This is a genomic window from Paenibacillus sp. 7516 (assembly GCF_002272715.1).
GTDB lineage: Bacteria > Bacillota > Bacilli > Paenibacillales > Paenibacillaceae > Paenibacillus > Paenibacillus illinoisensis_A.
Map to the genome: position 1 here is coordinate 1 of NZ_NPBI01000030.1, position 16306 is coordinate 16306.

Sequence of the window (16306 nt, forward strand, 5' to 3'; positions counted from 1 at the left end):
GCCCGGGCGGAAGAGGCTGCACAGGCACAGCCGTGGCAGCAGCCACAAGGGCGCGCGCGTGCACGCGGCAGCCGCGCCTGGCGTGTAGCCAGCGCCGGCCTTGCTGCGGCGGCGCTGGTGCTCGGCATCTACGCTGCGCAGCTGCAGAGCCGGATTGATTCGCTGACGCAGCAAGCGGCTGGCTCATCAGCTGCACAGGAGCAGCTCGCGCAGGCACAGGCGCAGAATGAAGAGCTGCAGCAGCAGCTTGCGGCTGTACAGGAGCCATCGCGCTCCGTGCGCATGGGCGAAGCCGTGAAGCTTAGCCCTGCAGCACAGGACATCGTGGCGAATGGACTGGCGACCATCGTCATTGACGATAAGGGTACACATCTGGTTGTGCAGGCAGAGAACCTGCCTGATCTGGAAGGGAACGAAGCGTTTCAGGTATGGCTGATCAAAGGAGATACGCCTCAGAATGCCGGAACGTTCCTCAGCCATGATGGCACGGGTGCCGTGTACTACACGTTGGATTCGGCCAATGACTATGACACAGTTGCCATTACTTTGGAACCGGATGCGATGGGTGACCAACCTCGGGGGACGATGATTCTGGCTGCCAAGATTGAAGGTTAACTACAACAAGTGATGATATAAGGCTGTTTCCTGCGGGAAACAGTCTTTTTTGCCTTGGAGCATGACTACAAATGGAGATATGCACATAGTGTAATATGCCGGAGATGAATGATTGTGAAGATCATTAATTTTTTGACGCGGATTGACCGATAAAAAATAAAGGCAATACCCTGAATCTCCCCTTACATTGATCGGGAGAACTGGTTGCACATAGAGAGTGAGGGTTTTGGGTGGAGATATACCGTTCATTTATCTTTCGTCTGGTGCTCAATTATCTGGTAGGCTCACTCGCAGCCGTGTTTGTTGTTGGTACTGTGGTGATGGTCTCTACCCTGCAAATACCAAATATTGAATTTGCACGTTTGATTCTGGTTGTGTTCATTTCCCTTTTGTTTATGCTTGTTGCTGAAGGTATTGCCTTACGGATTCAGCTTAGACCGATCAGGCAATTTTTCGCTGGGGAGCATCACGAGCGGGCTGAATTGAGCAGGATGTATGAGGTTATCCATCATTTTCCCGTACGAACCATTTACCGTATCATGGGACCGCATTTACTTGGATTTTCATTGCCGGCTGCAGGGTTAACTCTATGGATGCTTACAGTGGGATGGTTGGACTTCCCGACAAACTATGTTGTCGTGGCAGCGGCTTGTGCTATTTTGATTGCCATCATGCATGCGTTAATTGAATATTTCCTGACGATTCGGGCGATTAGACCGCTTCTGATGGAGGCTCGCCGCCGCGGTAAACAGCAATATGGCACCGAGCCATCATTGGGAGGACGAGTACTCGTATCCATTCAGCGGAAATTTCAGCTGAGTACGGCCCTTATTGGACTATTTCCGCTATTTCTGTTTTTCCTGGCTACTTTTATCAGGCTTCAGTATATGGATCAGGAGTTTGCGAAAGAGTATATCCTGTGGGGAATCATCGTTGTTGTGTTGGGAGCTGGCTTTGCCTTGGTAGGCAGCTGGCTGCTGATCCGGGATGTCCGTGATCCTGTCGCAGAATTAACAAAAGAAATGAACCGAATTCAGGAAGGGGATCTGGGCAGAAGAGCGCCTGACCTGTATGCAGATGAATTTTCGGCTCTTATTTCCGGGTTTAATATGATGATTAATCGGCTGGAGATGAGGCAGGAGCGTAATCGGCAGCTGCTGCAGAGCTATTTTTCCACGCTGGCTGCTGCACTGGATGCGAGGGATAAGTATACGGCCGGACATTCCTTGCGGGTGGCCGAGTATTCACTCATGATCGGCAAACTGAGTGGTATGAGTGAGGAGCAAGCAGATTTGCTGTACAAATCCGCGCTTCTTCATGATATTGGAAAAATCGGAGTGCCTGATGAGGTTTTGCTCAAGGATGGGAAGCTGAGTGAGGAAGAATTCGCAATCATTCAGACCCACCCGGTACTGGGCGAGAGTATTTTATTACAGATTGAACCGATGGATGCAATGGCTGATTTTTTGCCGGGTGTGCGGTCTCATCATGAACGTTACGATGGAAAAGGGTATCCAGATGGCAAAGCAGGCCTCGAAATTCCGCTCTTCGGGCGGATTATTGCCGTTGCGGATGCCTTTGATGCCATGACCTCGGATCGTCCGTATCGAAACGGCATGAGTCATGAGAAAGCGCTATCTATTCTGGAAGAAGGAAAAGGGACCCAATGGGACCCTTATTTTGCAGGCTTGTTTATAGAAGAGTGGAGAAGGAAAGAGCATCTCCACGGTTCTTCGGAGCGAGGGGTCAGTTGATCCCCTCGGTCCACTTCGAATCTTTCCGGCGCCTCCGGTGTAAGGACAGTCCGGTGATAATGGTGAAGATGCACTCACCAAGGACGATTGCACCCAAAGCATCATAGATCACATGCTGCTTAATCAGCAGGGTGGACAGCACAATCAGCGCTGCGCCAGCGGCTACCAGCAGTTTGACATAACGGCGAATGCTCTGTACCGAGAGAACCGCCCGCATAACGAGATAGGAATGAAGTGCATGAATGCTTGGGAAACAATTATAAGGGCGATCCTGGCTATAGAGCCATCCCAGGACGGATGCGCCTAGGCCTGTACCTGTAATTTCTGGTCTAGGAACACTGGTCTGAAAGTTGAAATAAATCAGATAACAGATCCAGACACAGATGTTCATGGACAGCAGTACGCGATAATAGGTAAGTCTGTCTTTGGCACAGAGGTATGCCAATACACCGAACACAAACGGGTACCAGCCCAGATAAGGAAGGGACATTCCGGGTACGAAAGGAATGAGCCGATCGATCGGTGAGTTGAGCACGGCGAATCCGCGCTCAGGGCTGTTAAGAACATCATATAACAGTCCCATGACAGCCAGAGAAAGCATCAAGCTTAATGACAGCCAGTAGGATTTGCTTTTTAACGTTTGCACTACAACGTTTCTCCTTTCAATCCAAAACCGTCAAGGAAGTGGATCACAGCAATAAATTAAACAACACTATATTCTACTATGTTTCGAGCACAAATTGAATCCGGATTTGTGTATTTTTGTGTATTTTTTTGACGTGCCAGGAATGTCGAAGGCTGTATGGGCATGATATGATAGAAGTACATGCGGACAAATGGTGAGTCTACGAACGAAGTCGGGACAACAGGAGTGAGTGAATGCAATTTTCTAAGATGTTCGTATTAAATATGGGGATGCTCATCACCATAGCCTATCTGGCTAGTGTGTTCTATAAATACATTGTGATTGGTGCATCCTCCAGATTTAAACAATGGAGCTCTGTACTGGTTCTTATTTTCGCAGGTTGGATTAGTACGGTATTTGGCTTTCAGTTAACCGATGAAGTGATTTTTGACCTCCGGTTTGTTCCATTAATCATTGCTGTTCTGACTTTCAGGCAGTCCTATAGTTTAATTATTATTGGTGTCGGAATCGGCTTGACCCGTTTGACCTTTGGTATTAATGAAGCTACGCTCGCGGCTCTGGGGATCATGACCATCCTTGGTGTGGTATGTGCTGGGCTAAATATATGGATGAGACGCAGTGACTACAGACTCATTATCAAGGGAGTGCTAGTTATTGTCATCGTCAATGTCGTCAACAGCATCAGTATTGCCCTGCTTGGCGTCGTTCCTCCAACGTATTTTTTCTCCCATATTATGCCCTACACGCTTCCTACCGGTATTTTACTTAGTCTTATTTTTGCTTTTATCCTGCGGGATTTCCAGAATGAACAGAATCGGATTCTGCTTATCCAAAGTACCAACCGCTTATTGTCTGTGCAGAAGGAAGAGCTGCAGAGAGCCAAAATTGTACTGGAAGAGCGAGCCAAGCAGTTGATGCTGGCTTCACAGTACAAGTCCGAATTTCTTGCCAACATGTCGCATGAGCTGCGAACACCGCTGAACAGTGTGATTAACTTTGCGCAGATGATTAGTGAAAACAGCGATACGATGGACCAGGAGGATATCGCTCGGTTTGCAGCGATGATTGACCAATCGGGCCAGGAATTGCTTACGTTGATTAACGATATTCTAGATTTGTCAAAAGTGGAGGCTGGGCGGCTTGATATCGTTTATGAAGATATTAGTGTGGCGCAGCTCGTTGAAGATGTAATGAGTCACTTCAAGTTGGTTGCTGAGAAAAAAGGAATACAGCTGCTGATGGAGAAATCGCCTGACGCACCGGAGACCATGTGGTCTGACCCACAGCGTGTGCAGCAAATTTTGCGTAATCTAATGTCCAATGCCATCAAGTTTACGGATAAGGGAGTTGTACAATTGACGGTAAGCACTGAACAAGTGGACGAGCCTGAACGTTCGGGGAAATGGCTGGTTTTCTCGGTCAAAGACACGGGAATCGGCATTCCTGCAGATAAGCACCACTCCATTTTCGAAGCTTTCCAACAAGCGGATGGATCGATCAGCCGCAAATTTGGCGGCACAGGACTTGGCCTGTCCATCAGCCGGGATTTGGCGCGTTTGCTGGACGGTTCAATTCAGCTTGAAAGTATTGAAGGCGAGGGAAGTACCTTCCGGCTTTATCTTCCCTTAAACCATGAAAAAATGAGTTGACAACCATCTTGCTGTGAGTAGAATTTGTGGTGATAACTAGCATCGACCGGTAGTCACAGCCCGGTCTAAGGAGTGTATCCCCATACAGAAGATGGTCAAGGTTAACCCTCCCTCGTTTGCAGGCAAACGTCGCAAGGGTTCGACACAACGTATCAACTTATCGATCGCAACATGGGAGGGTGTACCGGCAATTATACTGCAAACCTTGCTGGGTGGACCATTCTTAACGGGATTTCTGCTGTACCTTGGGGCCGGGTCAAGACACATCGGTTTTGTACTCGCCATAACCACGTTTGTGAATATCGCCCAGATTGGAGCAGCCTTCTGGATGCAGCGTATTCGCAGCCGGAAACGCATGCTGCTGTTATTCGTTGGTCTACACCGCATACTGTGGAGCGCCACCGGATTAATACCCTTCCTCTTTCCCAAAGAGTGGTGGGTCGGCGTTTACATTGGAATGTATACGGTTGCGTTCATATCCAATACCATCGGGGGCATGATCTGGACCTCTCTGATTGGGGATATCGTACATGCCAAAGTGAGGGGACGTTATTTCGGCATACGGAATACAATCCTGAATGCACTTGGAAGCGTATGCTTGTTTGTGGGAGGTATCGTGTTGGACCGTTTTCCGGGCGAGACGGGCTTCCTGATTCTGTTTATTCCGGTATGGATCTGTGCGATAGCGAATATCGTTATCTATTTCTTTTATCCGGATGTTCCCTTTGAACGTTCGACCGAGACGGTTTTCTGGCGGATGCTGAAGAAGCCGTTTCAGGATCGGTCTTTTCTGAAGGCTGCCCTATTTCTGGCGGTTTGGTTATGGATTCAGACTCTGATCGTTCCGCTGTATTCGTATGTAATGCTTGACTTGCTTAACATTAATTATCAGATGGTTTCTCTCATTACGGTGGTACAGACCATCGTAATGATGGCCGGATTCTATATTTGGGGTAATCTGAACGCACGATTCAGCAACAAAACCTTATTATTTTGGACATTGCCAATCATCGCACTCTCTTGTCTGTCCTGGGGTTTGATGTCGTTTATGCCTGTTGTGATCGCGCTCTTTTTGTCTCATATCTTTCTTGGTATCGGTGTCGGAGGATTTAACCAGCTGGCCTTCAACTTTACGATCGGAGATACACCCAAAAGTGAAAGACCGATGTTCGTCGCCGTCTACTCAGCCTTAACGGGTGTAACGTCGTTCCTCGGACCGCTGATTGGCGGTTGGTTGTATGAGAAAATGGAAGAATGGCCGGAGACGCTGAATTGGATGGCTACCTATGGGTTTCAGGTCGGTATTGGTGTTACCATGCTGATTCTTGCTTTTACGCTCGGACGCCGGGTACTTCTGAGATCGTAATCACAGATGAAATGGAGGGATGAGTATGGAAATTAGCGGGCGAAAGGCCCTTGTGATCGGGGCTACAGGTCTGGTGGGCAGCCTGCTCGTCCATAACTTGCTTCGGCAACCGGAATATGGATTAGTTCGTATTCTGGTCAGAAAGCGACTGGACCTTGATCATCCCAAGCTTGAACAGTATGTGGTGGATTGGGATCAACTGGGAGACGCCAACAATTTGTTTTACCCTATGGATGACTTATACTGCTGTCTGGGCACGACGATCAAAAAAGCAGGCAGTCAGGAAAATTTCCGCAAGGTCGATCTTCACTATCCGATAGAGGCGGCCAAGCTTGCGAATGAGCAAGGGGTGTCCCAGATGCTGGTGATTTCCTCCATGGGGGCGAATGCGGCCTCGCGAGTATTTTATAGTCGAACCAAAGGGGAGATGGAGGAAGCTCTATCCTCGGTTGGTTTCCGCTCTTTGCATATCTTTAGACCCTCACTGATTTTGGGTGACCGCGGAGAAAAACGTGTTGGAGAACAGCTTGCCGCCTACCTGATGACGTTCATGGATCGCTGGATGAAGGGGAAAGCTGCCAAATACCGTGCGATACATGCTTCAACCATCGCCAGGGCTATGATTAATATTGCGCTTGTCAGGGCTAAAGGCAACCATGTCTACTCCAATGAAGTGATTCATGCACTTGGAACAGAGAATTCCTGAGATGTTTCTTGCCAAGAGGAGATCATGATATAATAAGCTTCAAAACTTGAGAACATGAAGGAGAACCAGCCCATGAAAAAACCAATTTCTACAGATCAGGCTCCAGGTGCTATCGGTCCATACAGCCAGGCTGTTGCTGCAGGCGATTTTGTCTACACATCGGGTCAGCTTGGCCTGAATCCCCAAACGGGAGAGTTCGGCGCAGATGTTCAGGAACAGACCCGCTTGTCCTTAAGTAACGTAAAAGCAATATTGGAAGCGGCAGGCACAAGCATGGATAAAGTCGTTAAAACGACCGTATTCCTGAAAGACATGAACGATTTTGTTCCTGTGAATGAGGTATACAGCACATTTTTCGAACAGCCTTACCCGGCACGCAGTGCGGTTGAAGTAGCTCGTTTGCCGAAGGATGCGCTTGTGGAGATCGAAGTTATCGCCCTGAAATAGAACGGGAACACCCTTTTCTGAGTGTTAGAATACATAAAAAGCCGATTCCGAATGAGTTGACCGGAATCGGCTTTTTTCAACGACGTTTACAATGGACTCTTTCCTCTTAATCACGGTCTTGGTTACGGGCGAAGAAGAGATATACGGCATAGATCGCAAGCACGATTGCAAGGATAATCGCCGTGTAATAGACGGAGGAAACATCCTTTTGCTTAAGTGCGATGGCAATATATGCCCAGGTAAAGACAAGTGGGTAGATGCTGTCACGATAAGGGAAGCTCACTAATACAGCCAGCACAAGACCTACAATCAGCATGATGATCGTCCAGGCAGGTTCGCTGATACCGAAACCATCCCAGCCAATTTTGTATAATAGAACAGCTGCATTAATAATGGTCGCGACACTAACCCATCCGAGATAGATGCTGAATGGCAGTTTAACCAGCCAAATCTCCGCTGTTGTTGGGAGGGTGATGGCACGCGTTTTGAGATACAGCATGATCAGGCACAGCAGAAGCAATACAATAATAAGCAGGGCGAGGCCTGTCTGAAGATTTTGAAAAGCGAAGATCCAGGCTACGTTAAAGACGCAGCTTGCCAGAAACCAGTAACCGAGCCGGGTGATGGAATCCCTTTTCCACGATGACGGAAGAAACTGATAGATCACGAAGCCTGCAAGCAGCAGATAGATCAATCCCCAGATGGAGAAGGCGTACCCTGAAGGTGTAAGCAGCACGGGATACATATCGGATACTTCCTTGTTGGTCCTCCCGCCGATGGGTAAAGAATTCGACAGGTAGTTTACAACGATAACTGCGATAAAGCCAATCGCATTTAACCATTTGTACGGATTGTTACGAGACATTGTACATCCTCCTTGGTTTACAAAAGAATAAATGAACCGCGGGTCAGTCTACAATGAATATACCCAATTCTTCCACATTCTAATAAGAGGCCGCAAAAAATTCACAGGATGCATGATGGATGAGCCGTATTTACTGCTCCCTGATCCATGCTCTGTCCAATGTACGCGTAATGAAAGAAGAATATGCCCCAAATAAGGAGGATGAAGTGTGCTTACAAGAGAGAGCATGGAGAAGCAGCAAACCTGGTTCTATATCATTGCACTGCTTATTGGTGCAGCCATTGGCCTGGGAAACGTTGGATGGGGATCGGCTTTGCATGACACTGTTTCACCCGTACTGGCCATTTTGCTATACAGTATGTTTACACAGATTCCTTTTTTGCAGTTGAAACAACCGTTATCCAACCTCAGGTTTATCGGCGCTGTTCTAACGGGCAATTTTGTCATTGTACCTATGATCGTATCGCTGCTAACGTGGATATTCCCGCAATCGCCTGCGGTTCTGATCGGCGTGTACCTGGTGCTGCTAACCCCGTGCATCGATTATGTCATTGTTTTTACCCAGCTTGGACGCGGGAATGAGAAGCTTATGCTGGCTGTAACGCCAATCTTGTTCGTGGTGCAAATGGTATTACTGCCTTTGTATTTGTGGTTACTGACCGGGGAAGAGGCAGCCCAGCTGATGAAAGTGGGGCCGTTCGTAGAAGCATTCCTGGTTCTCATTGTTATACCATTAATTCTGGCAATCCTTACTCAAGTGTTGTCGAGGGGGAGAGCGGTTGGTGAAAAGCTGATGGATGCAGCAGCCTGGCTGCCAGTTCCGATGATGGCACTAGCGTTAGTTGTGGTGGTCGCCTCGCAGATTGGCAAGGTGTACTCAGACTTTGCTATTGTCGTGAATGCCATACCTGTTTATGTATCTTTTTTGATATTGATGCCATTTCTATCCCGCTTGGTGGCGCTTTTGTTCCGATTGGACATCGGTGCCGGACGTGCGCTGATCTTCAGCTCGGCAACCCGCAATTCACTCGTCGTGCTGCCGCTGGCACTTGCACTCCCGGAAGAATGGGCTACAATAGCTGCTGCAGCCATCGTAACCCAAACCATTGTCGAATTAGCGGGAGAGTTAATCTACATTCGTTTGGTGCCTTCATTTTTCATTAAAGATAAATGAGATAATCATTTAGGTTGTGCTTCGCTACAAGGTGAGGTGGCTATATCGATCAAGCTCGTGGGTCACTAGGTATTCGCCTCCGTTAACGTTTTACGGTATTCTCCGGGGGTTAAGCCTTCCATCTTTTTAAACACTTTGCTGAAGTACTTCTCGTCCTGGTATCCAACCATTTCCGAAATTTTAACGATTCGAAGTGAAGGATTCTGGAGGAGCAGTTTGGCATTGTTAATTCGCAGTTTCCCCAGATATTCGGACCAGTTCAAACCGAACTGCTGTTTGAATTTGCGAGATATATACTCTCGGCTGAGATAGAACCGTGCCGCGATCTGCTGCAGGGACAGATCCTCTTGATAATGGGCATCTGTGTAGCGCGCAATATCGGTCATTGGATCAGAATGGGTATTAGGGTGAAAAGTAAGAGCTTTCCCCGCTGCCAGCAGTCGCTGTTCCAGCAGAGACCGAAGCAGGGGCAAGGACAGAAGCCCTTCGGAGTCCAGTGGTAATTCCGCAAAGGGGATGGACTGTTCCTCCACTGCATCCTCATCGCTTGCTGGCGGAGAGTCTACTGCATCATCAAGCCACCGCCCGAGGATCCATTCCATTTCTTCCATCCACTGAAGAACCTGTTCGGCGGAGATGATCTGAAGCTGCGTTATGGGCTCGATCCACTCTGCCACAGCCGTGGCTACACTGGAAGCACGCCCACTCATCGAGGCAAGCCGCATGGATTCTTCATAAGCATTTAAACGTAACCCTTTATTATTCCCTGAGGAAGTCTCTAGAGAATCGTGGTATCTTTGGGCGTTATGGAGCGTATTGCGCCTCCATAACCGGAGGCTGGCTTCCTGATAGGCAGCCGCGATTCCGGAAGGATAGGATTCGCACGCGGAGACACCAAAGTGAAGCCGGCGCTGGATGGTTTGCTGCAATCCATCGTTTATCTTCTCAAGCAAGGGGCGAAGAGCGGTACAACTTCCCCAGTGCAATAATACAATCTCATCAGGCTGATCCAAGTGGCGGAATGCTACGCCTTCCTCAGGTGTGGATAACATCTCGGCGCAAATATTCAGAACGGAGAATACAAGCAGATCGGGATGGCTGCGGTATTTGGCCAGACATTCTGCGTCCAGATGGGACAGGCTGGTGACAGCAATATTGCAATTTCCAGCCTTAACCGGAAGATTCAGTTCATCCCGAAGCCGCTGAATCTGAGCTTGACCATTGCCGCGTCCAGCGACAAGCTCTGTCAGCAGCCTGTCATGATAATGGGGTCGCATGCGGTTGACCACAATGGACTGGCGTGCTGCCTGCAAACGGGCGGATTCTTCTTCCTGCCAGGCGCTCACGGCTTTGGATAGGGAAGCATTCAGCTCATCCGCTTCCACGGGCTTGAGCAGATAATCCATGCCCCCGTACCGAATCGCATGCCGGACAAGCTCAAAATCGTCATACCCACTGATAACCAGTACCTTGCTCTGCGGAGCGTGAATCGCTATCCATTCCAGCAGGGCCATGCCATCCTGACCGGGCATGCGCATGTCACTAAGAACAATCTCCGGTTGGTGGGCAGAGATCGCTGCTGCCGCTTCATGGCCGTCTGCGGCTTCTAGGAGGGTATCTATCCCCAGGTTATCCCAATGCCCAAGCAGCCGGATCGCGTCGCGGACGTGCTTTTCATCATCAACAATAAGTGCTTTCATGCTGTTCACTCCCCCGCGTAAATGTTGAGCTTAATCATGACACCGTGTGGTTCCAGGTTGCTGATCTCCAGCGTAGCCGTATGCTCCGGCGGCGAGTTCAGTTGTAGCCTGCGCATTACATTCCGTAGGCCGATGGATTCCGATAGGTCGGAATCCTGAGCGGCAAGTCCGGAAGAGGTGTGAATCAGACTTAGCCATCCCTGAATCTCGGTCAACTTCTCCTCTGGTATGGGTGGTCCGTTATTCTCCAGTTGAATTTCAATCCAGTGGTCAGATGTCCTGCGACTGCTTATACGAATGAATCCTTTACCTGGCTGAACATCCGCCCCATGCTTGAAATAATTCTCAATCAACGGCTGCAAGGTCATTCTCGGCAGTTCGGTGCGTAACGTATCTTCGGCAAAATCAAGCTGTACCTCAAGGCGGTCGCCAAACCGCTCCTGTTGAAGTTCCAGATACAACCTTGCATGCTCGGCTTCCTCCCGCAAGGTGACACGAGTTTGGTCCCGCATGCTGTAGCGCAGCATTTTGGAGAGGGAAGAGAGGAGCACGTACACCCGCTGCCCTTGATGCTGGAGGGCGAGTGTGCCTATGGATTGCAATGTATTGTATAGAAAATGTGGATGGATCTGCGCCTGCAATGCTTTGAGCTGGTTGGTTTTGTTGGCAATCTCCAGTCGGTATTCTCGCAAAATCAGATTGTTCACCGTATCCATCATATCCCGGAAATGACGCGCAAGTACTCCAATCTCATCCTGGCTCTTAAGCCGAATGTCCACATGCAGACGTCCCGCCTGAATCTGATTCATATACCGCATTAATTGCTTGAGTGGTCCTGTAATGCGGATCGAGATGAACAGGGTAGCCACGATAACGAGTAGAAGCGCAGCAATGGCAATCATGGCATTATTCCATGTCAGTGTGGTAGCCCTGGCATATAGCGTCTCATTCGGAATTTGTTTGATGATTGTCCAGTCGGCAAAGGTGCTGCCCATTTGTTGATAGACATACATGGAATGCTCTTGTTCAAAATGTCCTGCAGCGGTGCTGCTTGTTCCCGTTCCGGTCCGTGCTGCATCAAGCTCCCTGGATGCCTCCTGCCTTAATTGATCTGTTCCACTGACTTCAGAGCGACCTTGGTATATGATCTGATTCTGACCATCCACGACATAGATTTGTTCCTTCTCCGGATCGTACAGCCTGCTGCAGATGGCCGCAATGGTATCCATGTTCAGGTCTATGGCGAGCACGCCCAGGCGCTCGGTTGACGGAACATCCTTGATTACACGATGTAATGTAATTACTGTCCGTGCAGGATCATCGGCGGAAGCTGCCTTGAAGCCGTAAGTATGACTCATATGTGCCGATTCTACCCATATATCGGGGCTCTCACCACCTGTTTTTCCATGGAGCGCGTCGGAATAGGCCTGTTTGCGTTCCTCCCGCTTTGGAAAAGGGCTCATAATTAAGGTGGATTGATTGGCGGCAAACGAGTGCAAATAGAGCTGGAACACATCCGGTACAGCTGAGCGAATGGTCTGCAGCGTTGTATACACCTCGGCAACAGCGCGATAATCCCCAGGGATTTTTGCCAGATTACGCAGGAAATTAGGGTCGCTGTATACGGCTAGTGATGCTCGGGCCACATTATCCACATAGTTGTTGAGGTTGGTGGATGCCTGATAGATAAGACGTTTGTTCTCGGCAACGGCCTGCTCGCGCAGGGCTGTTTTGGTCTGGATGAATGTCATGCTGATGGAAGCCAGCAGGGGAAGTGTGGTGGCTATGAGCATGAAAGCGATTAACTTGGTGCGAATGCTGTAGTATTTTGACATTGGGACACCCCTTCTGGTTGCAGGATAAGAGAGGACAATATTTTACACCCAACTGTTCACGAGGGTCAGTGTTTCCAACCGGAATATTGGGGTTTAATAGAAAAAGAGACCAATTCCATCCATCTATAGAAGGGGAGAACGATATGAAGCATCGCAAATCTTCGCAGCTGTTACAGCAGCTGGTGTTCGTGGGTCCCTCCATCGTGTTCTTTATTCTCATCATCGTGGTCCCTTTCCTGCTGGGAATGTATTACTCCTTTACAGATTGGAACGGGGTGTCAGAGAATATCAATTGGGTAGGGTTCGACAACTTTATTCATATTTTTGCGAATGATCCCAAGTTCCAAACAGCGTTCTGGTTCACGGTACGTTTTACGGTGGTCGGTGTAGTATTAACCAATATCATCGGTTTTTTCCTGGCGTACTTCCTGACCAAACCGCTTAAGACGAGAAACATTCTGCGCACGATCTTTTTTATGCCTAACGTGATTGGTGGACTGTTGCTCGGCTTTATCTGGCAGTTCATATTTGTGAAAGGGTTTTCAGCAGTTGGCGACGTGACCGGCTGGTCCTTCTTCAACCTCCCTTGGCTGGGAGACGAGCCGACCGCCTTCTGGGGAATCGTCATTGTATTTGTCTGGCAGACCGCAGGCTATCTGATGGTCATCTACATCTCGTCCCTGACCAATGTGTCGCCGGATCTGCTGGAAGCTGCTGAAATTGATGGAGCAAGCCGCTGGCAGGTACTGCGGAGCATCATTCTACCGCTCATTATGCCTGGGGTAACGATCTGTCTGTTCCTGGCGATCTCCTGGTCATTCAAAATGTTTGATCTCAATCTGTCACTGACCAAAGGTGGACCGTTTGGATCAACGGAGTCCGTTGCACTCAACATTTACAACGAGGCATTCGTGAACAACCGTTACGGCATTGGTACGGCAAAAGCACTCATTTTCTTCGTAATCGTTGCGATCATTACAATGATTCAAGTCCGTCTGACGAAGAGCAAGGAGGTAGAGGCATAGATGGAAACTACGAAAAACTACCGCTTTAGTACGATCATAACCGAGATCATCATGGTACTGATTGGACTGCTGTTCCTGGTTCCGTTCTACTTCCTGTTTGTCAATTCGGTCAAAACATTTGGTGACCTGCTTACCAATTCGGCAGCATGGCCTGAAGTCTTTCAATGGGGCAACTATGCAAACGCCTGGGAGAAAATCAAATTCCCTTCGGCACTGATGAACTCGCTTATCGTTACAGTGGTCAGCAACCTGCTGCTTGTACTGATCAGCTCCATGGCTGCATACCGGATGGTCCGCAGTGATACCCGCTTCAACCGAATTCTGTTCGGCATGTTCATTGCCGCCATGGTGATTCCGTTTCAGTCTATCATGATTCCGCTCGTTACGGTAACCAGTAATCTTGGGCTGATCGACAGTCTGGGCGGATTAATCATCTGTTATCTCGGATTTGGTGCACCCATGTCGGTGTTCCTGTTCCACGGGTTCGTTAAATCGGTCCCGGTTGAGATTGAAGAAGCCGCCCGGGTGGATGGCAGCTCCGTATACGGGGTGTTCTTCCGGATTGTGTTCCCGCTGATGAAGCCGATGTATGTCACGGTCATTATCCTGAACACACTCTGGATCTGGAATGATTATCTGCTTCCGTCCCTCATCTTGCAAAGCTCCAACCTGCGTACGATCCCGATTGCGACCTTTGCGCTGTTCGGTCAATATACGAAGCAATGGGATCTGGCACTGCCTGCCCTGGTGCTGGGCATCATGCCAATCATTATCTTCTTCCTGCTGATGCAGAAGTACATTATTCAGGGCATTACCGCTGGATCAGTTAAGGGGTAGGTGCGAGAGTAGGTCGCTCCGGGATCATGTTGCGCCTTCGATCGCTGTTGCTCCCCGGTGGCCAGGATGAATTGAGACAAGGAAGCCACCGGGTATCAAAGGCGAACGCTCCGCTTCTCCGTAGCATCATGCTCCCTCCGCTCCACCTCGCATGGAGGTAGGAGGAGAAGGCGCCCGCATGGCTTGGGCACCTTCTCGGAGGCAAGCGTAAGTAAGAAAAGCTAGAAAGACAAGGGTCGAGAAGAGAAGATTATGAAATGAAGAGTAAGGAAGCTGCCAAACAGAAACTACTTTAGGGAGAGTGTATGTATGAAAAGAATGACAAAGTTGACGTTGCTCATGCTAATTGCTTTTTCGGTAATGCTCGCAGGTTGTGGCAACGGGGACAAAAGCGGCAGTCCGGTCAATACGGATGCTCAAACGGGCGGAGGAGACGCTGCTGCAGGGGACAAAACCATCAAAATCTTTCAATTCAAAGTCGAAATTGCGGAAGCGCTTAACCGCCTTAAGGCAGAGTATGAATCCTCGCATCCAGGCATCAAGCTGGACATTCAGACGGTTGGTGGCGGCAGTGACTACGGTGCAGCACTGAAAGCCAAGTTTGCTGCAGGCGAACAACCGGACATTTTCAACGTGGGCGGATACCGCGAATTGGACACTTGGCTTGAGTATCTGGAAGACCTGTCAGGTGAAGCTTGGACAAAGGACGTGCTTGAAGTAGCCAAAGAGCCAATGACCAAAGACGGTAAACTCTATGGACAGCCGCTGGCACTGGAAGGATACGGATTCATTTATAACAAAGACCTTTTTGAAAAGGCAGGCATTACTGGAATTCCAACAACATTGGAACAGTTGGATCAGGCAGCTCAGAAACTTCAGGCAGCCGGCATTACACCGTTTTCGAACGGATATCAGGAGTGGTGGGTGCTCGGTAACCATAACGTAAACGTTGCATTTGCGAATCAGGCAGATCCGGTAAAATTCATTCAAGGCCTTAACGAAGGTACAGAGAAAATCCCGGGTAACCAAGTGTTCACAGACTGGATGAACCTGCTCGATTTAACGCTGAAATACAGCAACAAAAACCCGCTTACTACCGACTACAATACACAGGTAACCCTGTTTGCAAGCGGGGAAGCAGCGATGATGCAGCAAGGGAACTGGACTCAAGTGCAGATTGATGGAATCAATCCCGACCTGAATCTCGGTATTCTGCCAATGCCAATTACGAATGAACCGAATGACAAATTGTTTGTAGGCGTACCTAACTATTGGGTTGTAAACAAAAACTCGCAAGTGAAGCCGGAAGCGAAGGAATTCCTGGAATGGCTCGTAACATCCGATATTGGGAAACAGTACATGACCAAAGAGTTCAAATTTATCCCGGCGTTTAGCTCCATTCAGGCCTCGGAAGAGGATCTGGGCGATCTGGCGACAGAGATCATGAAGTACAGTCAGGAAAACAAAACGTTAAGCTGGAACTTCAACCGCTTCCCGGAAGGCGTTCCACAGGAATACGGCAGCACCATCCAGGCATATGTTGCAGGCAAATCGGATAAAGCGGGATTACTTGATGCCCTGCAGCAAAACTGGGACAGTCTGAAAAAGTAAAAATCCCGAAATGACGTTTATACGTAAGGTGAAGCAAGGATATGGGCCAGTATCACCAAATGTTATCCACAGAAAA

The 16306-nt window shown here is 49.0% G+C and carries 14 protein-coding genes; 10 read left to right on the forward strand and 4 right to left on the reverse strand.

All coding sequences use genetic code 11. From position 1 onward, the window contains the following. Together CHI14_RS23520 and CHI14_RS23525 are read left to right on the forward strand one after the other, a co-directional pair. Positions 1 to 615 (forward strand): anti-sigma factor (locus CHI14_RS23520; protein WP_141236725.1); only part of this gene is annotated, 615 nt, incomplete at its 5' end. Between the two features lie 230 nt (positions 616 to 845). After that, complete coding sequence (locus CHI14_RS23525) at positions 846 to 2369, forward strand: HD domain-containing phosphohydrolase (protein ID WP_095291820.1); 1524 nt, start codon at positions 846 to 848, stop codon at positions 2367 to 2369. Here the strand turns inward: CHI14_RS23525 and CHI14_RS23530 are convergent. Beyond that, positions 2362 to 3015: a phosphatase PAP2 family protein gene (locus tag CHI14_RS23530; protein WP_095291822.1), complete on the reverse strand. Its 654-nt coding sequence runs from the start codon at positions 3013 to 3015 to the stop codon at positions 2362 to 2364. The two genes, CHI14_RS23525 and CHI14_RS23530, sit on opposite strands and share 8 nt — an antisense overlap. A gap of 233 nt (positions 3016 to 3248) precedes the next feature. Between CHI14_RS23530 and CHI14_RS23535 the strand changes: the two genes are divergently transcribed. From CHI14_RS23535 to CHI14_RS23550, 4 genes are all read left to right on the forward strand, one after another. Beyond that, positions 3249 to 4664, forward strand: coding sequence for an ATP-binding protein (locus CHI14_RS23535; RefSeq protein ID WP_095291825.1), 1416 nt, complete (start codon positions 3249 to 3251; stop codon positions 4662 to 4664). 91 nt (positions 4665 to 4755) lie between these two features. Further along, positions 4756 to 6030, forward strand: a complete 1275-nt coding sequence (locus CHI14_RS23540; protein WP_095291827.1) for an MFS transporter — start codon at positions 4756 to 4758, stop codon at positions 6028 to 6030. 19 nt (positions 6031 to 6049) lie between these two features. Beyond that, positions 6050 to 6736: an oxidoreductase gene (locus tag CHI14_RS23545; RefSeq protein WP_249281220.1), complete on the forward strand. Its 687-nt coding sequence runs from the start codon at positions 6050 to 6052 to the stop codon at positions 6734 to 6736. Between the two features lie 72 nt (positions 6737 to 6808). Then, positions 6809 to 7183, forward strand: a complete 375-nt coding sequence (locus tag CHI14_RS23550) for a RidA family protein (RefSeq protein ID WP_095291831.1) — start codon at positions 6809 to 6811, stop codon at positions 7181 to 7183. A 106-nt stretch (positions 7184 to 7289) separates the two neighbouring features. Here the strand turns inward: CHI14_RS23550 and CHI14_RS23555 are convergent, their stop codons facing one another. Further along, entirely contained in the window at positions 7290 to 8048 is a 759-nt protein-coding gene (locus tag CHI14_RS23555) for a tryptophan-rich sensory protein (RefSeq protein ID WP_095291833.1), read from the reverse strand. A 226-nt stretch (positions 8049 to 8274) separates the two neighbouring features. Here CHI14_RS23555 and CHI14_RS23560 point away from each other — a divergent pair, with 226 nt between their 5' ends. Next, the gene (locus tag CHI14_RS23560; RefSeq protein ID WP_170948255.1) at positions 8275 to 9222 is read left to right on the forward strand and encodes an arsenic resistance protein; all 948 of its coding nucleotides are present in this window, start codon (positions 8275 to 8277) and stop codon (positions 9220 to 9222) included. Between the two features lie 65 nt (positions 9223 to 9287). Here CHI14_RS23560 and CHI14_RS23565 read toward each other — a convergent pair whose 3' ends face one another. Together CHI14_RS23565 and CHI14_RS23570 are read right to left on the reverse strand one after the other, a co-directional pair. Next, entirely contained in the window at positions 9288 to 10922 is a 1635-nt protein-coding gene (locus tag CHI14_RS23565) for a response regulator (RefSeq protein WP_095291837.1), read from the reverse strand. Positions 10923 to 10927: 5 nt separating this feature from the next. Next, positions 10928 to 12757 carry a cache domain-containing sensor histidine kinase gene (locus tag CHI14_RS23570; RefSeq protein ID WP_095291839.1) on the reverse strand — a complete coding sequence of 610 codons (1830 nt, stop codon included), beginning with the start codon at positions 12755 to 12757 and terminating at the stop codon, positions 10928 to 10930. Between the two features lie 143 nt (positions 12758 to 12900). Here CHI14_RS23570 and CHI14_RS23575 point away from each other — a divergent pair, with 143 nt between their 5' ends. The 3 genes from CHI14_RS23575 (at position 12901) to CHI14_RS23585 (ending at position 16230) form a co-directional block, all read left to right on the forward strand. Then, on the forward strand, positions 12901 to 13782 hold the full coding sequence (locus tag CHI14_RS23575; RefSeq protein ID WP_095291842.1) for a carbohydrate ABC transporter permease: 882 nt from the start codon (positions 12901 to 12903) through the stop codon (positions 13780 to 13782). Continuing rightward, on the forward strand, positions 13783 to 14619 hold the full coding sequence (locus tag CHI14_RS23580; RefSeq protein ID WP_095291844.1) for a carbohydrate ABC transporter permease: 837 nt from the start codon (positions 13783 to 13785) through the stop codon (positions 14617 to 14619). Positions 14620 to 14928: 309 nt separating this feature from the next. Further along, positions 14929 to 16230, forward strand: coding sequence for an ABC transporter substrate-binding protein (locus CHI14_RS23585; protein ID WP_095291846.1), 1302 nt, complete (start codon positions 14929 to 14931; stop codon positions 16228 to 16230). The last annotated feature ends 76 nt before the right edge of the window (positions 16231 to 16306 follow it).